Origin of the sequence: Blautia argi, assembly GCF_003287895.1 — a bacterium.
In the GTDB taxonomy this organism is placed as follows: Bacteria; Bacillota; Clostridia; order Lachnospirales; family Lachnospiraceae; genus Blautia; species Blautia argi.
On the sequence record NZ_CP030280.1, the window covers coordinates 750,622 to 771,507 of the forward strand.

General features: G+C 43.7%; 14 protein-coding genes, 2 pseudogenes and 2 riboswitches. Of the genes and pseudogenes, 15 read left to right on the forward strand and 1 reads right to left on the reverse strand.

Annotated elements, in window-relative coordinates:
* Window positions 1–77: 77 nt before the first annotated feature.
* From DQQ01_RS03785 to DQQ01_RS03855, 14 genes and pseudogenes are all read left to right on the forward strand, one after another.
* The gene (locus DQQ01_RS03785; RefSeq protein ID WP_111918537.1) at window positions 78–2,222 is read left to right on the forward strand and encodes a Tex family protein; all 2,145 of its coding nucleotides are present in this window, start codon (window positions 78–80) and stop codon (window positions 2,220–2,222) included.
* A gap of 17 nt (window positions 2,223–2,239) precedes the next feature.
* Window positions 2,240–4,042 carry an aminopeptidase P family protein gene (locus tag DQQ01_RS03790; protein ID WP_111918539.1) on the forward strand — a complete coding sequence of 601 codons (1,803 nt, stop codon included), beginning with the start codon at window positions 2,240–2,242 and terminating at the stop codon, window positions 4,040–4,042.
* A gap of 28 nt (window positions 4,043–4,070) precedes the next feature.
* Window positions 4,071–4,541: a MarR family winged helix-turn-helix transcriptional regulator gene (locus DQQ01_RS03795; RefSeq protein WP_111918541.1), complete on the forward strand. Its 471-nt coding sequence runs from the start codon at window positions 4,071–4,073 to the stop codon at window positions 4,539–4,541.
* A gap of 51 nt (window positions 4,542–4,592) precedes the next feature.
* A riboswitch (FMN riboswitch) is annotated at window positions 4,593–4,712 on the forward strand.
* Between the two features lie 196 nt (window positions 4,713–4,908).
* A complete protein-coding gene (locus tag DQQ01_RS03805) occupies window positions 4,909–5,547 on the forward strand; it encodes an ECF transporter S component (protein WP_111918545.1) in 639 nt (212 codons plus the stop codon).
* A 1-nt stretch (window position 5,548) separates the two neighbouring features.
* The gene (locus DQQ01_RS03810; protein ID WP_111918547.1) at window positions 5,549–6,160 is read left to right on the forward strand and encodes an NUDIX hydrolase; all 612 of its coding nucleotides are present in this window, start codon (window positions 5,549–5,551) and stop codon (window positions 6,158–6,160) included.
* A gap of 326 nt (window positions 6,161–6,486) precedes the next feature.
* Window positions 6,487–7,644: a sporulation integral membrane protein YtvI gene (gene ytvI / locus DQQ01_RS03815; protein WP_111920816.1), complete on the forward strand. Its 1,158-nt coding sequence runs from the start codon at window positions 6,487–6,489 to the stop codon at window positions 7,642–7,644.
* Between the two features lie 16 nt (window positions 7,645–7,660).
* A complete protein-coding gene (locus DQQ01_RS03820) occupies window positions 7,661–9,007 on the forward strand; it encodes a TrkH family potassium uptake protein (RefSeq protein ID WP_111918549.1) in 1,347 nt (448 codons plus the stop codon).
* Window positions 9,008–9,031: 24 nt separating this feature from the next.
* Window positions 9,032–9,682: a potassium channel family protein gene (locus tag DQQ01_RS03825; RefSeq protein ID WP_111918551.1), complete on the forward strand. Its 651-nt coding sequence runs from the start codon at window positions 9,032–9,034 to the stop codon at window positions 9,680–9,682.
* 121 nt (window positions 9,683–9,803) lie between these two features.
* Window positions 9,804–10,770 (forward strand): annotated as a pseudogene (locus DQQ01_RS18015) (carbohydrate kinase family protein).
* Window positions 10,771–10,918: 148 nt separating this feature from the next.
* A riboswitch (ZMP/ZTP riboswitch) is annotated at window positions 10,919–11,003 on the forward strand.
* A gap of 143 nt (window positions 11,004–11,146) precedes the next feature.
* Entirely contained in the window at window positions 11,147–12,832 is a 1,686-nt protein-coding gene (locus tag DQQ01_RS03835) for a formate--tetrahydrofolate ligase (protein WP_111920817.1), read from the forward strand.
* 31 nt (window positions 12,833–12,863) lie between these two features.
* Entirely contained in the window at window positions 12,864–13,628 is a 765-nt protein-coding gene (locus DQQ01_RS03840; RefSeq protein WP_111918553.1) for a formate/nitrite transporter family protein, read from the forward strand.
* Between the two features lie 179 nt (window positions 13,629–13,807).
* A pseudogene (locus tag DQQ01_RS03845) lies at window positions 13,808–15,554 on the forward strand (S8 family peptidase).
* A gap of 252 nt (window positions 15,555–15,806) precedes the next feature.
* Window positions 15,807–16,151 carry a DUF134 domain-containing protein gene (locus tag DQQ01_RS03850; RefSeq protein ID WP_111918555.1) on the forward strand — a complete coding sequence of 115 codons (345 nt, stop codon included), beginning with the start codon at window positions 15,807–15,809 and terminating at the stop codon, window positions 16,149–16,151.
* A 55-nt stretch (window positions 16,152–16,206) separates the two neighbouring features.
* The gene (locus tag DQQ01_RS03855) at window positions 16,207–18,789 is read left to right on the forward strand and encodes an FAD-dependent oxidoreductase (RefSeq protein ID WP_111918557.1); all 2,583 of its coding nucleotides are present in this window, start codon (window positions 16,207–16,209) and stop codon (window positions 18,787–18,789) included.
* Between the two features lie 153 nt (window positions 18,790–18,942).
* Here the strand turns inward: DQQ01_RS03855 and DQQ01_RS03860 are convergent, their stop codons facing one another.
* Complete coding sequence (locus DQQ01_RS03860) at window positions 18,943–19,833, reverse strand: LysR family transcriptional regulator (protein WP_111918559.1); 891 nt, start codon at window positions 19,831–19,833, stop codon at window positions 18,943–18,945.
* Between the two features lie 150 nt (window positions 19,834–19,983).
* On the opposite strand from DQQ01_RS03860, the gene DQQ01_RS03865 reads away from it, so the two are divergent.
* Entirely contained in the window at window positions 19,984–20,880 is an 897-nt protein-coding gene (locus DQQ01_RS03865) for an NAD(P)/FAD-dependent oxidoreductase (RefSeq protein WP_111918561.1), read from the forward strand.
* The last annotated feature ends 6 nt before the right edge of the window (window positions 20,881–20,886 follow it).

The following is a 20,886-nucleotide window of genomic DNA, read 5'->3' on the forward strand; positions in this document are numbered from 1 at the left end:
AATTTCTTGACAAATTCCTTGCACATTGATAAGGTTGTAAGGTAGTAAAAGAAAGCTGAGGCAGAAAGGACAGATTTATGGATATTATACAGATCATAACTCAGGAATTGAATGTGGAAAAATGGCAGGTAGAAGCTGCTGTTTCCTTAATAGATGAGGGAAATACCATACCCTTTATTTCCCGTTACCGTAAAGAAGCAACCGGCGCATTAAACGACGAGCAGCTCAGAAATCTTTTTGAAAGACTGACATACCTGCGTAACCTGGAAGACAAGAAAAAACAGGTACTTTCCAGTATTGAGGAGCAGGGAAAACTCACAGAAGAGCTGAAAAAACAGATTATAGAGGCACAGACTCTGGTAGTGGTAGAGGATTTATACCGTCCCTACAGACCAAAAAGAAGAACCAGAGCCATTATTGCAAAGGAAAAAGGATTGGAGCCTTTGGCAAATATCATTCTTTTGCAGATGACGGATAAGAGCCTGGAGGAAGAGGCAGAGGCTTTTGTATCTGAAGAAAAAGAAGTAAAGAATGTAAAAGAAGCCCTGGCTGGCGCAAAGGATATTGTGGCAGAAAGTATTTCTGATGAAGCGGATTACCGTATGCACATTCGTGAGATGACCATGAAAAAGGGAACTCTGGTGTCTGCTGCCAAAAAGCCGGAGGAATCCACGGTTTATGAGATGTATTATGAATACGAGGAGCCAGTTTCCAAGGTGGCGGGACACAGAGTCCTGGCAATTAACAGAGGTGAAAAAGAAAAAATTCTTACAGTAAAAGTTTCTGCACCGGAAGAGGACATTCTGCGCTATCTGGAAAAGCAGGTCATTACAAAGGACAATGCGAACACGACGCCTGCTTTAAAGGAAGTGATTGAAGATGGTTACCGTCGACTGATTGCACCTGCTATTGAAAGAGAAATTCGCAATGATTTGACAGAAAAGGCAGAAGACGGGGCAATTAAGGTCTTTAAAAAGAATCTGGAACAGCTTCTTATGCAGCCTCCTATTGTAGGGCAGGTGGTACTTGGCTGGGACCCGGCATTCCGTACAGGTTGTAAACTGGCAGTTGTGGACGCTACAGGGAAAGTTCTGGATACAGCTGTGATTTATCCTACTGCGCCTACCACTCCTGCTAAGATTGCGGCAGCCAAGGAAACCTTAAAAGCTATGATCGAGAAATACGGCATTACCCTGTTTTCTGTGGGAAACGGAACAGCCAGCAGAGAGTCTGAGCAGATTATTGTAGAATTATTAAAGGAAATCCCCCAGAAGGTGCAGTATGTCATTACTAATGAGGCAGGAGCGTCTGTATATTCTGCAAGTAAGCTTGCCACAGAAGAATTTCCGAATTTTGACGTGGGACAGAGAAGTGCGGCTTCTATTGCCAGAAGATTGCAGGACCCTTTGGCAGAGCTGGTAAAAATTGATCCGAAATCCATTGGGGTAGGACAGTATCAGCATGATATGAACCAGAAAAAACTGGGTGAGGCACTGTCCGGCGTGGTAGAGGACTGTGTGAATAAAGTAGGCGTGGACTTAAATACAGCATCTGTTTCTCTTTTGGAATATGTGTCCGGTATCAGTAAGGCTATCGCCAAAAACATCGTGCTTTACAGAGAGGAAAACGGAGAATTTACAGACAGAAAAGAGCTTTTAAAGGTGGCAAAGCTGGGGCCGAAGGCATTTGAACAGTGCGCTGGCTTCCTGCGTATCCGGGGTGGCAAAAATCCTCTGGACGCAACCAGCGTACACCCGGAAAGCTATGCAGCAGCAGAAAAATTCCTGGAAAGTATGGGTATGAAGCCAGAAGATATTTTCGGCGGACACGGGGTGTATTTTGTAAAGGATTATGCCAAAACAGCAGAGAAGCTGGGAATCGGTGAAATGACTCTCAGAGATATGGTAAAAGAGTTGACAAAGCCGGGGCGCGATCCTCGTGAGGAGATGCCAAAACCGATTCTTCGCACAGATGTACTGGATATGAAGGATTTAAAAGAAGGCATGGTTTTAAAAGGAACTGTGCGCAATGTAATTGATTTCGGCGCGTTTGTGGATATTGGTGTTCATCAGGACGGACTGGTACATATTTCCCAGATGACAGAGCGCTATATCAAGCACCCACTGGAGGCAGTGAGTGTAGGAGATGTGGTTGATGTCATGGTTCTGGGTGTAGATATGAAGAAAAAGAGAATCTCTCTTACCATGAAAGGGATTCAGTAAAGAAAGGCGGGTTTATCATGAATGTAAATCAGGAAAGAATCAAACAACTGCAGCAGGAGATGAAAGCAGCAGGTATGGACATGTATCTGGTCCCTACAGCAGATTTTCATCAGTCAGAATATGTGGGAACATATTTTAAGGTTCGTGCCTGGCTGTCTGGATTTTCCGGTTCTGCAGGAACTTTGCTGGTAACAGCAGATAAAGCATATCTCTGGACAGATGGTCGGTACTTTATTCAGGCTGCAAAGCAGCTGGAGGACACAGGTGTTGTCCTGATGAAAATGGGAGAAGAAGGCGTTCCCACAGTGGAAGAATTTCTGGAAGAACAGCTTCCTGAAAATGGCTGTCTGGGCTGTGATGGAAGAACCATTCATGTAGCAGAGGGGAAAGCCTTTGAAGAAATGCTGGCAAAGAAAAACGGAATCTTAAAATGTGACAAGGATCTGGGCGGAAAAATCTGGACAGACCGTCCGGAGATGTCCAGGGAACCGGTGTATTTGCTGGATATTAAATATACAGGAAAGAGCAGAGAAGAAAAGATAGAGGCTGTACGGGAAGAGATGAAAAAAGCAGGGGCAAATACTCATATTATCAGCAGCCTGGACGATATTGTATGGCTTCTGAATATCCGCGGAAATGATATTATGTACAATCCGGTGGTGCTTTCCTATGTCATGATAACCATGGACAAGGTGTATTTCTATGTACAGGAAGAAGCAGTTTCCGAAGAAGTGAGAGGAGAACTGGAAAAGGCAGGTATAGAGATTTGCCCGTACTTTGCAGTTTATGAAGATGTAAAAGGCTTGAAAGCTTCCGATAAGGTGCTTCTGGAGGATATCTGCACGAATTATACCTTGTATAAAGCTATTCCGGAACATACAGAGGTTGTATTTGAAGCAAATCCGGCAGCGATTATGAAGGGAAATAAAAATCAGACGGAAATGGAAAATATTCGTATTGCCCATATCAAAGATGCAAAAGCCATGTGTCGTTTCATTTACTGGCTGAAACAAAATGTGGGAAGCGGCGAGGTGACAGAGTACAGCGCTGCCGAGAAGAGCCTGGAACTTCGTAAGGAAGATCCGGACTGTCTGGATTTAAGCTTTGAAACTATCTGTGCTTACGGACCGAATGCAGCGATGTGCCATTATGCACCCACAGAAACCGAATACGCAAAAGTTGAGCCAAAAGGCTTTTTCCTTATTGACTCTGGTGGACAGTACTGGCAGGGGACTACAGATATTACCAGAACCATTGCAGTAGGAGTGTTGACACAGGAACAGAAGGAGCATTTCACTCTGGTATTGCAGGGACATATCCGTCTTGCTATGGCAAAATTCCAGTATGGCTGCAGCGGTGCAAATCTGGATCCTCTGGTAAGAGGACCTTTGTGGGAAAGAGGATTGGATTTTAATCACGGAACAGGACATGGAGTAGGATATCTTCTGAATGTACACGAAGGACCCCAGAACATTAACTGGAGAATGAGAGCAAATGGCAGAAGAGGCAATATGACACCTTTTGAAGAGGGTATGCTGACTTCCAATGAGCCAGGATTGTATCTGGAAGGAAAATATGGTATTCGTACAGAAAATCTGCTTTTATGCAGAAAAGCTGAGAAAAATGGATACGGACAATTTATGGAATTTGAAAACGTAACCTGGGTGCCGTATGAAAGGGAGGCAATTTTACCGGAAATGCTTACAAAGGCAGAGCGTCAGTGGTTAAATGAGTATCACAAACGGGTTTATGAAATTGTGGGACCCATGTTAGATGAAAAAGAACGTGCATGGCTTCTTGAGGCAACAGCAGAAATTTAAGTCCGGCACAGATAAATGAGGTGACGAAATGGAAAGGGAAGAGGCTTTTTTGGAGGGAAGCTCAAAGCGGGAAGACACAGGAAGACTGATTCATATTGTGTCTCATCAGTTAAAGAGAACCATTTTTCTGTCTTCGCATCAGGACAGCGGTCTGACTAGTATGCAAAACAGGATTCTGAATTTTATTCTGCTGCATACCCTGGAAAAACCGCTGTACCAAAAGGATATTGAAAAGGAATTTAATATTCGCAAGTCTACGGCTACAGAAATTTTAAAGCTCATGGAGAAAAATGGTTTTATCTGCCGGGAATGTTCCCCAAAGGACGCCAGGCTAAAAGAAATCATTCCCACAAAAAAGGCTCTTGCTATGCGCCAGAACGTTATGGAAAATATCCGTGTTACAGAGGCAAAGCTCAGACAGGGCGTTTCAGAGGAGGACTATGAAACCTTCATGCGGGTTTTGAAAAAGATGTCAGATAATCTGGGCGCAAGGGAATGAGAAAACAGTTGCAGGAAGAGCTTTCAGCGTATATAATAAAAGCAATAAAAAGAAATTCTTCGGGGCAGGGTGTGATTCCCTACCGGCGGTGACAGTCCGCGACCCGTAATTTACGGCTGAACCGGTGCAATTCCGGTACCGACAGTATAGTCTGGACGAGAGAAGAAGGTTATGATTTTTGTGGCTTTCCAGGAGAGGACTCCCCGAATTTATACGGTGGCGTCCTCTCCTTTTTGCTTTTCAGGAAACGGGATTTCCTATAAAGCAAAACCCTTGGGGGGAGCGCATTGCGGCGAAAGGGAAAGAAAAATCATACAAGAAGAATTTCCTTTTATGAAAAATTATTCATGAAAAGGAGAATGAAACTATGAGTCAGGAAGCAGTTGTAAACAGAAAAATCCAGGGAACACAGAGCAGATCCAGATTGAGGACTACCATACAAATTGCCATGCTGAGCGCAATTTCCGCTGTGTTGATGATGTTTGAATTTCCGCTGCCTTTTCTTGCACCGCCTTTTGTGCAGATGGATTTTTCAGAGATTCCGGTCATTGTAGGAACCTTTGCCATGGGACCTCTGGCAGGAGTTATCATTGAATTTTTGAAAAACCTGCTGCATATTGTGCTTCACGGTACTATGACAGCAGGGGTGGGGGAATTTTCCAATTTCCTCATTGGCTGTGCTTTTGCAGTTCCGGCAGGACTGCTTTACAGAAAGAAAAAAACAGCAAAAAATGCGCTGCTTGGTATGTCTGTGGGAACCATGTGTATGGCAGCAGCGGGCTGTCTGACAAATGCATTTGTCATGTTTCCTCTGTACAGCAAAGCCATGGGAATTCCAATGGACAGCTTTATTGCCATGGGAAAGGAGATTATTCCGGCAGTAGATAATATGCTGACCTTTGTTTTGCTGTGCATGGTGCCTTTTAATCTGATAAAGGGCGCTTTGATTTCAGGTATTACCATGCTTTCTTATAAACGTCTGAAGGTTTTGCTGAAAGGAGAATAATGTGGCAAAGATAACAGGAATTACCCGTAAAACAGAAAATCCCTTTGTGAATCTCTATGAGTTGGGCAGAGAAAGTAAGACAGGAAAAAAAGGAATCTATTATGTGGCTTCCAGGGCAAAGGAAGAGGGAGAGCTGAAACTGAAAACCCGGAATATGCACCCGGACGGCGTGGTGATATACAGCTTGTACGGAGAAGCTCAGGATAAAATCGTGCTGATTCGTCAGTATCGGTACAGCATTGACAATTATGTGTATGAATTTCCGGCAGGACTGGTAGAAAAGGGAGAGGATTACCGGGAGTGTGCAGTCCGGGAAATGAGAGAGGAAACAGGGCTGACTTTTTCTCCCCTTCCGGTTCATAAAGCGTATGAAAAGCCGGCATTTACTACCGTAGGCCTGACGGATGAGTGTTGCGCTACCGTGTTTGGCGTATCATCAGGAGAGGTTTCTGCGGAATTTCAGGAGGATACAGAAGAAATCGAAGTGGTTCTTGCGGATAGAGAAGAGGCAAAGAGGATTTTGAAGGAGGAGAATACAGCCATTATGTGTGCCTATATGCTGATGCACTTTATTCATGATGAAGAGCCCTTTGCATTTCTGAAAGAATTGTAAAAATTTCATATAATTGGTTTTCAGGGGGAGAACATGTGGTATAATAATTGCACGAAGTGCAATTCAAGCCGATAGAATCGGCTTGCTGCCACTTTGGTGGCAGATTATACCCGGCAAGCCACGGCTGGAAAAGTAAATACCCTTTGGGGGCTTTCTTTTCTGCGCACGTGGTATAATAATTGCATTACATGCGCTCCGAACTGGGAACTCATAAATTTGTCCATATGTGCGGAAGTGGCATGTATGGACAAATTTGCTTTATACAGGGAAAAGCAGGTTTTCATTTGTTTGGAAATGTGAAATTTTCTATGGCAGGAGTTTTGAAAATGAAGTGGAAAAAATATGCAAAAAGTATCTTGGTGTTTTTGATAACTGTCCTTGGCATTGGAGTAGGAGTTTTTCTGGGAATTCAGTTTCTGGGATTTTTTATGCCTTTTGTCATTGGCTGGCTGATTGCGCTGATTGCGAATCCTCTGGTGCGTATGCTGGAGCGAAGACTGAAGGTAGCGCGCAAGCACACCTCCATGCTGTTGATTATCGGAGTGCTTGCAGGGATTATCGTAGGTATTTATTTTATTGGTGTAAAGACTGTAGAAGAAACCAGATCTTTGGTAGATCAGGCGCCTGAGATCTATATGGAAGTCAAAGGGGAATTTGAAAATGCAGGAGAAAATCTGTCCAAGCTGATAGACGAGATGCCGGACAGTGTACAGAAAGCCATTGCGGATCTGCAGGACAGAATTGGTGCCATTACCGGAAAAGCAGTGGGAAAAATCAGTCAGATTACAGTAGACCAGGCAAGCAGTCTTGCCAAAAATCTGCCCAGTATTTTGATTTCTATAATTTTTACTATTCTGTCCGCGTATTTTTTCATTGCAGACAGAGATCGGATTCTGGAATTCGGAAGAGCCAATACCCCGGGAATTATCCAGGAAAAGTGGAGAATTCTTTCCGACAGCTTTAAACAGGTTTTCGGCGGCTATTTCAAAGCACAGTTTAAAATTATGGGCGTTATCGGTGTTATTTTATTTGTAGGATTTTTAATCATGCGGGTAAAATTTGCTGCCCTGGTGGCAATTCTCATTGCTTTTCTGGATATGCTGCCGTTTTTTGGAACGGGTACAGCGCTGATTCCATGGGCCTTGTTTAAACTTATTTCAGGGGACTTGAAATATGCAGTGGAATTGATTATTCTATATCTGGTGACACAGCTTGTGCGAAGAGTGATTGAGCCGAAAATGGTAGGGGATTCCATAGGGGTAAATCCGCTTCTGACTCTGGTTTTTATGTATATCGGATACCGCATCAGCGGTGTGATAGGAATGATTCTGGCAGTACCTATTGGCGCTATTGTCATTAATTTTTACCGTATGGGCGTTTTTGACGGGGTACTGAACGGACTGAAAGAGGTGACAGACGATGTGCTGAAATGGCTGTATCGGGACGAAGAAACTTCGGAGGATACGGATTTAAAAGCAAAATAAGAAGGCGGAATATGTTTTGAGTAAGATAAGAAAAATAAAATGGACGACAACTAAGATTATTGCAGCAGGTTATCTGGTGGTGATTGCTCTGGGAACCCTGCTTCTGATGCTGCCGTTTTCCAACCGGGAGGGTACGGCAACGACCTTTATGGACGCATGGTTTACAGCTACTTCAGCAACCTGTGTGACAGGACTGGTAACGAATGATACCTATACCTTCTGGTCAGAATTCGGGCAGGTGGTTATCCTGATTCTGATTCAGATAGGCGGTATCGGATTTATGACCATTGCCATATCTGCTCTGACACTGACCAGAAAAAAGATAGGTCTGTCAGAGCGTATGTTGATGCAGGAAAGTGTAGCAGCGCCCCAGATAGGGGGAATTGTAAGAATGTCCAAATTTGTGTTGTCAGGAACGCTCTTTTTTGAAGGAATCGGAGCCGTGCTTCTGGCATTTTACTTTGTGCCCAGATTAGGACTGGGAAAGGGTATTTACTATGCTGTTTTTCATTCTATCTCCGCATTTTGTAATGCCGGAATTGACCTTATGGGATACTACAGTCCGAGTTCTTCCCTGATTACAGCAGGGGACAGTTATCTGGTGAGCCTTACTATAGCCGGACTGATTATTATCGGCGGTATTGGTTTTCTGGTCTGGGAAGATCTAAAAAAATGTAAATGGAAATTTCGGTACTACAGACTGCATACAAAAATGGTGATTTTTGCTACAGGAGTTCTCATTATCGGCGGTACGCTGCTGATGTTTCTTTTTGAGTGGGGACAGCCTTCTATGGAAGGAAAAACCCTGGGACAGCAGATACTCAGTGCTTTTTTTCAGGCAGTTACCCCCAGAACGGCAGGTTTTAATACCGTGGATTTGAACGCGTTGACGGACAGCAGCCAGATGCTGATGGTATGTCTGATGTTTATCGGCGGTTCCCCGGGGTCTACTGCAGGGGGAATTAAGACTACGACCATACTGGTTCTGATGCTGACAATCTGGACAGAACTTCGGAAACGAAAGGATTTGGAATTATTCCGGCGCAGAGTGGAGGGAGAAGCAATCCGCCATGCCTGCTGTCTGATGATGTTTTATGGTTTATTGAGTATAGGTTCTTCTATGGCGATTGCCACTATAGAAAATCTGGGAATAAAGCAGACACTTTTTGAAACCGTGTCTGCACTTTGTACGGTGGGACTTTCTCTTGGAATTACTTCCAGTCTGGGAATGGTGTCACAGGTGATTTTGATTCTGCTGATGTTTATCGGAAGAGTGGGCGGTATTACCATACTGATTGCATTTACAAACCATATATCCACAATTCCGTCAAAGCTTCCGGTAGAAAAGATTTCTGTAGGATAAAATGATTTAAGGAGGAAAACAGAAATGAAATCAGTGCTTCTGATAGGGCTTGGCCGTTTTGGAAGGCATATGGCAGAGCGATTAATCGCAGAAGGAAATGAGGTCCTTGCAGTGGACATTAATGAGGAGAGAGTCAATGATGCCATAGATATGGTGACAGACGCCCAGATAGGCGATGCTACCAATGAACATTTTGTAGAATCTCTGGGAGTGAGAAATTTTGATTTATGTGTGGTTGCCATTGGCGATAATTTCCAGAGTTCTCTGGAAGCCACAGCGCTTTTAAAGGACTGCGGGGCTTCCATGGTGCTGGCAAGAGCCAACCGGGATGTGCATGCAAAATTTCTTTTGAGAAATGGTGCAGACGATGTAGTGTATCCGGAAAAGGAAATGGCACAGCGTCTGGCCGTTAAATACGGTAATGACAATATTTTTGACTACATTAAGTTGACCGATGAATATGCAATTTATGAGATTCCGGTTCCTCAGTCCTGGGTAGGAAGTTCTATCCTGGAGAAAGAGGTCAGAAGAAAGCATCACATCAGTATTCTGGCAACAAAGGAAGACGGAAAAATGTTTCCGCTTCCCGGTGCGGAATATGTGTTTAAGAGCACAGAAACCTTGATTGTTATGGGACATTTTCAGGACGTGCGTACGGTTGCGAAAATGAAATAATTCTGGTTTCAATAGAAAAATTCGGGAAAGATATGTGGAAATGTTGCATGAAAAAGGAAAAAAAGCTATAATGCACATTAAAGCAACAAGAAGTAAAGTGATGAGAAAGAGAGTAGGAAACATGTGTAAAAAATTTGATGTAATCGCATTAGGCGAGCTTTTGATTGATTTTACAGAAAACGGAGTAAGCGGACAGGGAAATTCTATGTTTGAGGCGAATCCGGGCGGAGCGCCGTGTAATGTACTGGCAATGTTAAACAAGCTGGGGAAAAAGACCTCTTTTCTGGGAGTTGTAGGAAAAGACCAGTTTGGAACAGCTCTCCGCAGTACCCTGGACTCCATTGGTATTGATACCAGCCACTTATATGAAGATGAAGAAGTGCATACAACACTTGCATTTGTTCATACATTTGAGGATGGGGACAGAGATTTTGCATTTTACAGAAATCCGGGGGCGGATATGAATGCTTCAGGAGGAGCAGATTGACGAAGAATATATCCGTTCTGCAAAAGCCTTTCATTATGGAACGTTGTCCATGACACATGAAGGAGTAAGAAAGGCAACGTATAAAGCCATTGATGTGGCAAAAGAAGCCGGACTTCTGATTTCCTTTGACCCGAACTTAAGACCTCCTCTCTGGAAATCTATGGAAGAGGCAAAAGAACAGATTGCATATGGCTTGTCCAAATGCGACCTTCTGAAAATTTCCGAAGAAGAACTGGAATTTATGACAGGGACAAAGGACGTAAAAGAAGGCGCACACAGACTGTTAAAGGAATATCCAAACTTAAAGCTCATGAATGTGACCATGGGAAAAGAGGGAAGTATTGCTTTCCATGAGGGAAAGGAAGTTTTCCAGGTACCGTTTTTGCAGGAAAATACCATTGAAACCACAGGTGCGGGTGATACCTTTGGAGCATGTGCGCTGAATTATGTACTGGAACATGGCATTACGGGTCTGACAGAAGAAAATCTGCAGGAAATGCTGCGTTTTGCCAACGGTGCTTCATCCCTTATTACAACAAAAAAAGGCGCTTTAAGAGTGATGCCAGAGAAGGAAGAAGTACTTTCCTTTATTGGCGCATAAGTACTTGTGAGGTTTGTATAGAAAAGAAAATAAAATTGGTAAAAATTTCACAAACTTTATTGAAGTAGATTGACATCAAGATAATTTTGTGTTAGATTATAACCATAGTTCTGTGACAGATAAATATTTAAATATCTGCTGCAAAACAACAGGTTCTGATTACTGACGGATAAATGTGGAGTACCACAGGGGAATCAGAATAAGATAATAAGCCGACCGTCTGGGCAACATTTGTAGCGTACAAGTGTTGCCCTTTTTTCAGCCAGGAAGCTTTTTGACTCATACACATGCAGGACAAAAGCATAGAAATGAGAGAGAAAAAAAGGTTGGGAAAAGGGCGAGGAAAATTATTATTTCTTTTAAGGAGGATATGATTATGGGATTCAAATCAGACATCGAAATTGCACAGGAATGTACCATGGAGCCGATTACAAACATTGCAGAGAAAGCAGGTATTGATGACAAATATCTGGAACAGTACGGAAAGTACAAAGCAAAAATCGACTACAACTTATTAAAAGAATCCGACGCGCCAAACGGAAAATTAATCCTGGTAACAGCAATTAACCCAACACCGGCAGGAGAAGGAAAGACAACAACAACCGTTGGTCTGGCAGACGGTATGCAAAGACTTGGCAAAAAGGTTATGGTTGCTCTTCGTGAGCCTTCTCTTGGACCGGTATTCGGTGTAAAGGGCGGAGCAGCAGGCGGCGGATATGCACAGGTCGTTCCAATGGAGGACATCAACCTGCACTTCACCGGTGACTTCCATGCAATCGGCGCAGCAAACAACCTCTTAGCAGCAATGCTGGATAACCATATTTATCAGGGAAATGAATTAAACATTGACCCAAGAAAGATTACCTGGAGAAGATGTGTGGATATGAATGACCGCCAGCTCCGTTTTGTTGTAGACGGTATGGGCGGAAAGACAAACGGAATGCCAAGAGAAGACGGCTATGACATTACCGTAGCATCTGAGATCATGGCTGTTCTGTGTCTGGCAAGAGATATCACAGACTTAAAGGAAAGACTGGGACGTATTATTGTTGGTTATACATACGGAAAGGTTTCCGAACAGAAACCGGTAACTGCCCATGACTTACATGCAGAAGGCGCGATGTGCGCACTGTTAAAAGACGCCCTGAAACCAAATCTGGTACAGACTCTGGAGCATGTACCTGCAATCGTACACGGCGGACCATTCGCAAATATCGCTCATGGCTGTAACTCTGTCATTGCAACAAAGATGGCATTGAAATTAGGGGATTATGCAATCACAGAGGCAGGTTTCGGAGCTGACCTGGGAGCAGAGAAATTCCTGGATATCAAATGCCGTATGGCAGACCTGCACCCAAGCGCAGTCGTTATCGTAGCAACGGTTCGTGCATTAAAATACAATGGCGGCGTAGCGAAGGCTGACTTAAACAATGAAAACCTGGAAGCACTGGAAAAGGGACTTCCAAACCTGTTAAAACATGTAAGCAACATCAAAAACGTATACAAACTGCCATGTGTGGTTGCTATTAACGCATTCCCAACAGATACAAAGGCAGAGCTTGACCTGGTAGAGCAGAAATGTAAAGAGCTGGGCGTAAACGTAGCCCTGTCCGAAGTATGGGCAAAAGGCGGTGAAGGCGGTATTGCCCTTGCAAAAGAGGTTATCCGTCTGGTAGAAGAGCCAAATGACTTTACATTCTCCTATGAACTGGAAGGAAGCATTGAAGATAAACTGAACCAGATTGTACAGAAGGTATACGGAGGAAAGAGAGTGGTTCTGACTGCAAATGCACAGAAACAGGCAGCACAGTTAGAGGCCCTGGGCTATGGAAACTGCCCAATCTGTGTAGCGAAGACACAGTACAGCTTAACCGATGACCAGACCAAACTGGGAGCGCCTACAGATTTTGAAGTAACGGTAAGAAACTTAAAGATTTCTGCAGGTGCAGGCTTTATCGTAGCGCTGACAGGAGAAATCATGACCATGCCAGGACTTCCGAAGGTTCCGGCTGCTGAGAAGATTGACGTAGACGAAACAGGAAAGATTACAGGGCTGTTCTAAAAAAGTTTGGGCTTGAAGGGAGCAATGAAGTATGTATAAAGACGAATATAAGGCTGTGTGCAATTCTGCGGCAGCAAAATTGAATTTACTGAAAAACAATCCGCTGGGATATTTTGTAGCCTCTATCTTAGCTGGTATGTTTGTTGCAATGGGTAGCTTTGTAGCGTTTACATTGGCAGGTCATCTGTCAGGCTCAGAAGCAGCGGCGATCTGGGCAAAACCGGCACAAAGCGCGGCTTTTGCAGCAGCTCTTAGCTTAGTTATTATGGCAGGGGCAGACTTATTTACAGGAAATAATTTTGTCATGTCAGCGGCTATATTCAGAAAAACAGCTACCGTGGGTGATGCCTGCAAACTGTGGTGTGTATGCTGGATCGGAAACCTGGTTGGTTCTCTTTTATCATCTGCTCTTTTCGTGGCTGCAAAAGTTCCTACAGGCGGAATCGGTGATTACTTTGAAAATCTTGCAATTACCAAAACTACTACAGCTCCGGTGCCATTGTTTATCAAAGCAATCTTGTGTAACATTTTGGTATGTCTTGCAGTATGGTGCGGAATAAAAATGAAATCTGAATCAGGGAAGTTGATCATGATTTTCTGGTGTATTTTCGTATTCATGGTGTGTGGATTTGAACATAGTATTGCAAACATGAGCAGTATCGGTGTTTCACTTATTACAGGAAAGGTTGGAATCGGTGCATATTTCTATAATGTAATTATAGTAACCTTGGGAAATATGGTTGGTGGTGTTTTAGGCGTAGCGCTTCCATATCATCTGATTTCAAAAGAAAAATAGAAAGATAAAGAGAATTTGAGGGGAGATAGGCTGTCGCACCAATATGGTGCGGCAGCCTTTTTGGCTTTATGGGAAAATATGTCTTATGAAGAAATCAAGAAGCTTTATGAAGCATGTGATGCTTCGGAATATTTTGAAAAAGAGAAGAGTAGACTGAAAGAAAAACGCAGGAACAAAAAATGGAAAATCAGAAGCTGGAAAATCTTCTAAATCTTGCTTTAGATGCAACAGCAGCGGAACGGGAGCAGTCACCGGAACTGAATATAGGATATAATCAGTCAGAAAACACCTGGGACTTGATTATTAAGTATACGGGAAATCTTTCAGACATTCTGGGGAGAAGATGTGCCAAGGGCAGAGCTCTTAAACGGTTTTGCAGTGATTACACTGGAGGAGAGTCGGATTGAGGCATTGTCCCGGATTCCGGGCATCGAATATATAGAGAAACCCAAGCGTTTGTTTTTTGCTGTGCAGCAGGGAAGAAGCGCCTCTTGTATGACTTCTGTGCAAAGCGCTTTCTCCCCTTTGGGAGAGCCGCTTACCGGAAAAGGGATTTTGGTGGCATGTATTGATTCAGGTGTAGACTATGCTCACCCGGATTTTAGAGATCCGGACGGCAGCACACGGATTTTGCGGCTCTGGGATCAGAGTATACCGGGAAGACCTCCCAGGGGCTATTCTATTGGAACAGAGTATACACAGGAAGAAATCAATCAGGCACTTTTGGCAGAGAACCGGGCAGACAGAGAAAAAATAGTGCCCAGCAGAGATTTAAGCGGACATGGCACAGGCGTACTTGGAATTGCTGCAGGAAACGGCAGAGCGTCAGACGGGGTCTATAGAGGAGTTGCCTATGAAAGTGAGCTTTTGGTAGTAAAGCTGGGAACAGCAAGGGAAGGGGGCTTTCCCAGAACCACTGAGCTTTTGCAGGGGATTGACTATGCTATTCGTCTGGCAGCAGACAGAGGGCAGCCTGTGGCTCTGAATCTTAGTTTTGGGAATAATTATGGTTCTCACAGCGGGGAATCTCTTTTGGAAACCTATCTGGATAATGCGGCTCTGAACGGTCGGAGTGTTATCTGCGTGGGTATGGGAAATGAGGGGAATCAGGCACTGCATACTTCAGGGAGAGTTTCGATAGCGGAGGCAACAGAAATCCTTTTAAATGTAGGGGAGTATGAGCCTGGTTTTAATATCCAGTTCTGGAAGCATTATGTAGATGAAATGGAGATAGAGCTTTTACTTCCCGGGGGACAGCGAATTGGGCCTTTTCAGGAGATTTTAGGCGCTCAGAGGTTTTCTGTGGGAAATATGGAGCTTTTGTTGTATTATGGAGAGCCTGCTCCCTATAGTTTATCCCAGGAAATTTATATAGAGCTTTTGCCTAAAAGGGGATATGTAGACAGCGGAACGTGGAAAATCCGATTGATTCCTGTAAAGATTGTGGACGGGGATTATGATTTGTGGCTCCCGGGAGGGGGTATTTTAAATGAAGATACGCATTTCCTTTTTCCCACACCTCAGACAACACAAACCATTCCCTCCACAGCGCAAAGAGTGATTTCTGTGGGTGCGTATGATTCCCGTTATCTGGCATATGCGGATTTTTCAGGGAGGGGTTATACCAGGGTGACTAATGAGATTAAGCCGGATTTGGTGGCACCGGGGGTGGGGATTGTCACAGCAGCGCTGGGAGGAGGATATGAAAGCCGCACAGGAACCTCCTTTGCCACACCTTTTGTCACCGGTGCGGCTGCACTCTTGATGGAGTGGGGAATTGTGAGGGAAAATGATCCTTTTTTGTACGGAGAGAAGGTAAAGGCCTATTTAAGAAGAGGAGCAAGACCGCTTTTAGGCGGGGAATATCCTAATAATCGTATTGGATATGGGGCGTTGTGTCTTTCCGATAGCTTCCCTAAGAAATGAAGTTAAAATAAAAAAGCATAAAAATGCTGTTGGTGGGACAAAGGTTTAAGAAAAAACTTAATTTTCAGTGGACTGGAAAAGTCAATTAAAGTCGCTAAATATGTTGGAACGGATAAATGGTCGCACCCTTCGCGGGTGCGTAGATTTAATTCTATTTGAAAAAAGATATTGACATATGTTCATAATGGTAGTATTCTGAAAGCGCAAAAGAAAAAATCACTATCTTAAATCTATATGAGGAAAGGGGGACATATGGCCAGGCCACAGAAAAGCAGATGTATCTGTTCCAAACCGAAAATCACCAGCTTTGCACCGCAGGGCTGTGTTGCTGACGGAAGCGTCAATCTTACCTATGATGAATATGAGGTGATTCGTATTCTGGATTTTCTGAAAATGACACAGGAGGAGTGTGCAGCAAAGATGGATATTTCCAGACCGACAGTGACTCGCATCTATGACTCAGCCAGACAGAAAATAGCAGACGCTATGGTTCATGGCCGCAGTCTGACCATAAGTGGGGGAGATGTGGTTGTATGCGAAAAGATGAAGCCGGAGTGTGCAGGTATGTTGTACTGTTGCCACAGACAGCAGGAATAAGCAACACAGAACAGGTAAACCAAAGTACCAGTAAAAGAAGAACAGGAGAGGTAGAATGAAAGTATTAATCATTGGAGGCGTTGCTGCGGGAACAAAAACAGCAGCTAAACTGAAACGTGAAGACAGAAGTGCAAAAATTACAGTTATTACCAGAGATAAAGATATTTCCTATGCAGGCTGCGGACTCCCGTATTATGTAGGCGGACTGATTGAAAGCAGAGAAGAGCTTATTGTAAATACGCCTCAGAAATATGCCAAAATGACAGGGGTAGAGGTAAAGACCGGAAAAGAAGCTACTGCGCTTTGGGCAGATAAAAAGCAGGTTCTTGTAAAAGATTTGTTTACAGGAGAAGAAGAGGTCTGTTCCTATGATAAGTTGGTTCTGGCGGTAGGGGCATCTCCGGTAGAATTGCCCGTTCCGGGAATGAAACAGCAGGGTGTCTTTAAAATGCGCACTCCTGATGATGCTACAGCCATTCGGGCATATGCAGAAGAAAATCAGGTAAAGAAGGCGGTAGTAATCGGCGCCGGATTTATTGGGCTGGAGGCAGCTGAAAATCTGAAGACCAGAGGAATACAGGTGACGGTGATTGACTTTGCCGCCCAGGTACTTCCGAATATTTTAGATAAAGAAATGGCAGGCTATGTAAAGAAACATCTGCTGAAGGAAGGAATTCGCGTGATTACCGGAACCAAAGCAGAGGAAGTGGTTGGCAATGGAAAGGTAACAGGTGTAAAGACTTCTGCTGGATTTTTGGGCTGTGACCTTTTGATTACAGCAGCAGGAATTCGTCCGAATACAGAATTTTTGCAGGACAGCGGCCTGGAAATGTTTAAAGGAACCATTTTGGTGGACAATACCATGAAGACAAATCTGGAAGGAGTCTATGCAGCAGGTGACTGTGTAATGGTGACAAACCGTATCACCGGAAAGCCTCAGTGGTCACCAATGGGTTCTTCTGCAAACATGGAGGGAAGAACTCTGGCACAGTTACTTTCAGGGAAAAACAAGACGTATCCAGGTGTCTTGGGAACCGGCATTGTAAAGCTGCCAGGTCTGAATGTAGGACGTACAGGTCTTACAGAAGAACAGGCGAAAGCAGCAGGATATGAGGTTGTGAGCGTTCTGGCGCCTACAGACGACAAGGCTCACTATTATCCAGGTGCTGGCTTCTTTATTACAAAGCTGATTGCAGAAAAGAATACCCATAAATTGCTGGGTGTGCAGGTTATGGGACCAGGCGCAGTAGACAAAATGATAGATATCGCGGTCATGGGATTAAATATGGGGGCAGCTCTGGAAGATTTTGAAAATGCGGATTTTGCCTATGCACCGCCGTTTTCCACAGCAATCCACCCCTTTGTACAGGCTGTTTATGTGCTACTTAATAAATTAAGCGGAGATTTGGTGAGCATGACTCCGGCAGAGTATGCAGAAGGAAAAGCAAAAGGTTATAAGGTAATCGATGCAGGTCTGACTCCTTCCATTCACGGTGCACAGTATGTAGATCCATTTGCTGTAAATGGAGAAATAGAAGGTCTGGATAAGGAAGAAAAATTACTGTTGGTATGTGCAAAGGGAAAACGTGCGTACTTCCTGCAGAACCGTATGCGTTTTTACGGATACAAAAATACGGTGGTATTAGAGGGCTCTACATTTTTCAATGATGTGAAGGTGGAAAATCCGGAAGGCGCGGTATCACCTGAAGAAGAAAAGAGAGTAAAGGCTCTGGGATTCTTAAAAGACAAAAATACTTTGGATAGATTTAATGGACGAGTGATTACAAGGAACGGAAAAATTACGGCAGAGGAAGCCAGAACCATTGCAGAGGCAGCAGAGCTTTTCGGAAGCGGGGAAGTAACCATGACCTCCCGTCTTACCATGGAAATCCAGGGAGTGCCTTTTGCCAATATCGAGCCTCTCCGTGAGTATTTAATGCAGGCAGGACTGGAAACAGGAGGAACCGGCTCCAAGGTACGTCCGGTTGTGTCCTGTAAAGGGACTACCTGTCAGTATGGTTTGATTGATACCTTTGCATTGTCCGAAGAAATTCATGAGAGATTTTTCCATGGATATGCGAATGTGAAGCTGCCCCATAAGTTTAAAATCGCAGTAGGCGGCTGTCCAAATAACTGTGTAAAACCGGATTTGAATGACCTGGGTATTATCGGACAGAGAATTCCTTTGGTGGATATGGAGAAATGCCGCGGTTGTAAGGTGTGCCGTGTGGAAAATAACTGTCCGATTAAAGTGGCGAAGGTGGTAGACGGAAAGATTGTGATTCCGGAAAATGAATGTAACCACTGCGGACGCTGCATTGGCAAATGTCCATTTAAAGCCTTTGAAGAGTATACCAATGGATACCGTATTTACATTGGCGGACGCTGGGGTAAAAAGGTGGCACAGGGACGTTACCTGGATAAGGTCTTCACAGACAAAGAAGAAGTTCTCGCTATTGTGGAAAAAGCCATTCTGCTGTTCAGGGAGCAGGGAATTACAGGAGAACGTTTTGCAGATACGGTTGCAAGGCTGGGCTTTGAAAATGTGCAGGAACAGCTTCTGACAGATGATTTACTGGGACGGAAAGAAGAAAATATAAAAGCCCAGAAGCATTTAACAGGTGGCGCAACCTGCTAAATAAGAGGATTATGTAATTATAAAAGAGCAGCGATACAAAAAGTCGGGAAGGATTCCGGGGTGACATTTGTATCGCTGCCTTTCTGTTTTGTAAGAAAATGTATCATGTCGCGGATATGACCTGTGGCAAAATAGGAAGGATTTATTTGTGGTTTAAATAACCGGTATTTCCGTAAATTCCCGAAAGATTTCTTCATATTCACCGGAGAATACGCTGTCTTTGTTCCAGAGAAAGGTAAAATCATGAGTAATCTGGAAATCTTCCAGTGGAATCTGGCGCAGTGTGCCGCGGGCAATTTCATCCTCCACAGCAGCTTTATATAAGAATGCAATTCCACAGTCCTGAAGCAGTAGGGATACAATGGTATGAATATTTTCTACCTCTACTACATTCTTAAAGTCTTCTACAGACATGTTTTTCAGTGCCAGTGTTTTGGTCAGAATGGCTCGAGTGCCGGAGCCATGCTCCCGAAGCAGAAGATGCTCGCAGGTTAAATCCTTTAGGCAGCGGACAGGTTTTGAAAAAATATGGTCTGTACTGCAGACAGCAATGTATTCCTCTTCCTTGAAAATGCGGGTGCTGTAATGGTCTGACTTAAAATACCCTTCCACCAGGGCAAAATCAATGTTCCCTTCCTGAAGACAGGTTAAAAGTGTCTGGGTGTTGGCATAGCGGATATAAAAGTCTGTGTTTGGGTGAGCCTTAATAAAACGGGTTAAAGAGGGGATAATAGCATATTCTCCAATGGTCATGGTTACACCAAAGGTTAGAATCTTTTTTTGTGTCTGACTTTCCTTCAGACGCTTCTTTAAGGTGTTTTCATCATTTCTCATAGTTTCCAGAGCTGTACGCAGAATTTCCCCGGCAGGTGTCAGATGTAGCTTTTTTTTATCCCTCTGAAAAAGTGGGGTGTCATACTCCTGTTCCAGGTGTTTGACATGCTGAGAAACGGCTGGTTGTGTCAGACCCAGAGCCTCTGCAGCATGAGTAAAATTCATATATTCACATACTGTCAGAAAAGTTTCCATACGAAAATCAAGCATAATAGATACCTCCTGAAAATATCATAACAAATATTTATGATTATATCAATATTTATAATTTTACAAAATGATTCTGGGAAGATATAGTATAAATGTAAAGAAGAACAGGAAACATAAGAAAAATAAGTGGAAAAGAAGGAGGAAATTCAAATGTATGATGTAGTTATTATCGGAGCAGGACCAGCAGGAATCAGCGCAGCAATTTATGCAGTAAGTCGTGGAAAAAAGACCTTAGTTATTGAAAGAACTCAGGTGGGCGGGCTGATTGGAAGAGTTTCTGCAGTCACACATTATGCCGGAATTACAGAAGGAGAAACAGGCGTTACTTTTTCTGAGAAACTAAAAGCCCAGGCAGAACGTGCTAATATAGAGCTTGTATATGAAACAGTTGTTTCTGTAAAGTTGTCAGGAGAAAAAAAGGAAATTCAGACCAAGCAGCATACTTACGAAGCAGCAAAGGTGATTCTGGCAAATGGAACTTCTCCGAGAAAACTGGGGATTGTAGGAGAGGCAGAACTTTGCGGAAAAGGTATGAGTATGAATGCAGCACAGCATGGAATGCTTTACAGAGGAAAAAATGTATATGTAGTAGGTGGTGCAGACGGGGCGGTCAAGGAGGCTTTATATTTGGCGCAGTATGCGGCGCAGGTAACCATTATTCATTTTGAAGAAACGCTGGGTTGTATTGCAGAATTTAAGGAAAAGGTGGTAAAAACACCCAATATAAAATTACGGTTAAATTCCAGACTGCATGGAGTGTACGGGACAGAGAAGGTGAACTCTCTTGAAATTTCCAATGAAAGGACAGGGGCGATTGAAACCATAGAAGATTCCGGATGTGGCATTTTTGTCTATGCAGGGACTGTGCCAAATACAGAATTGTATACAGAGCTAAGACTGGAAAACGGTTTTATACCAGTAGATGAAAATATGGAAACAGAGCTTCCGGGAGTGTATGCAGCAGGAGATATTCGGGTAAAACAGGTGCGCCAGGTGTCAACAGCAGTTGCCGACGGAACCATTGCGGCTGTGCATGCGGCAAGATAGGAGGAA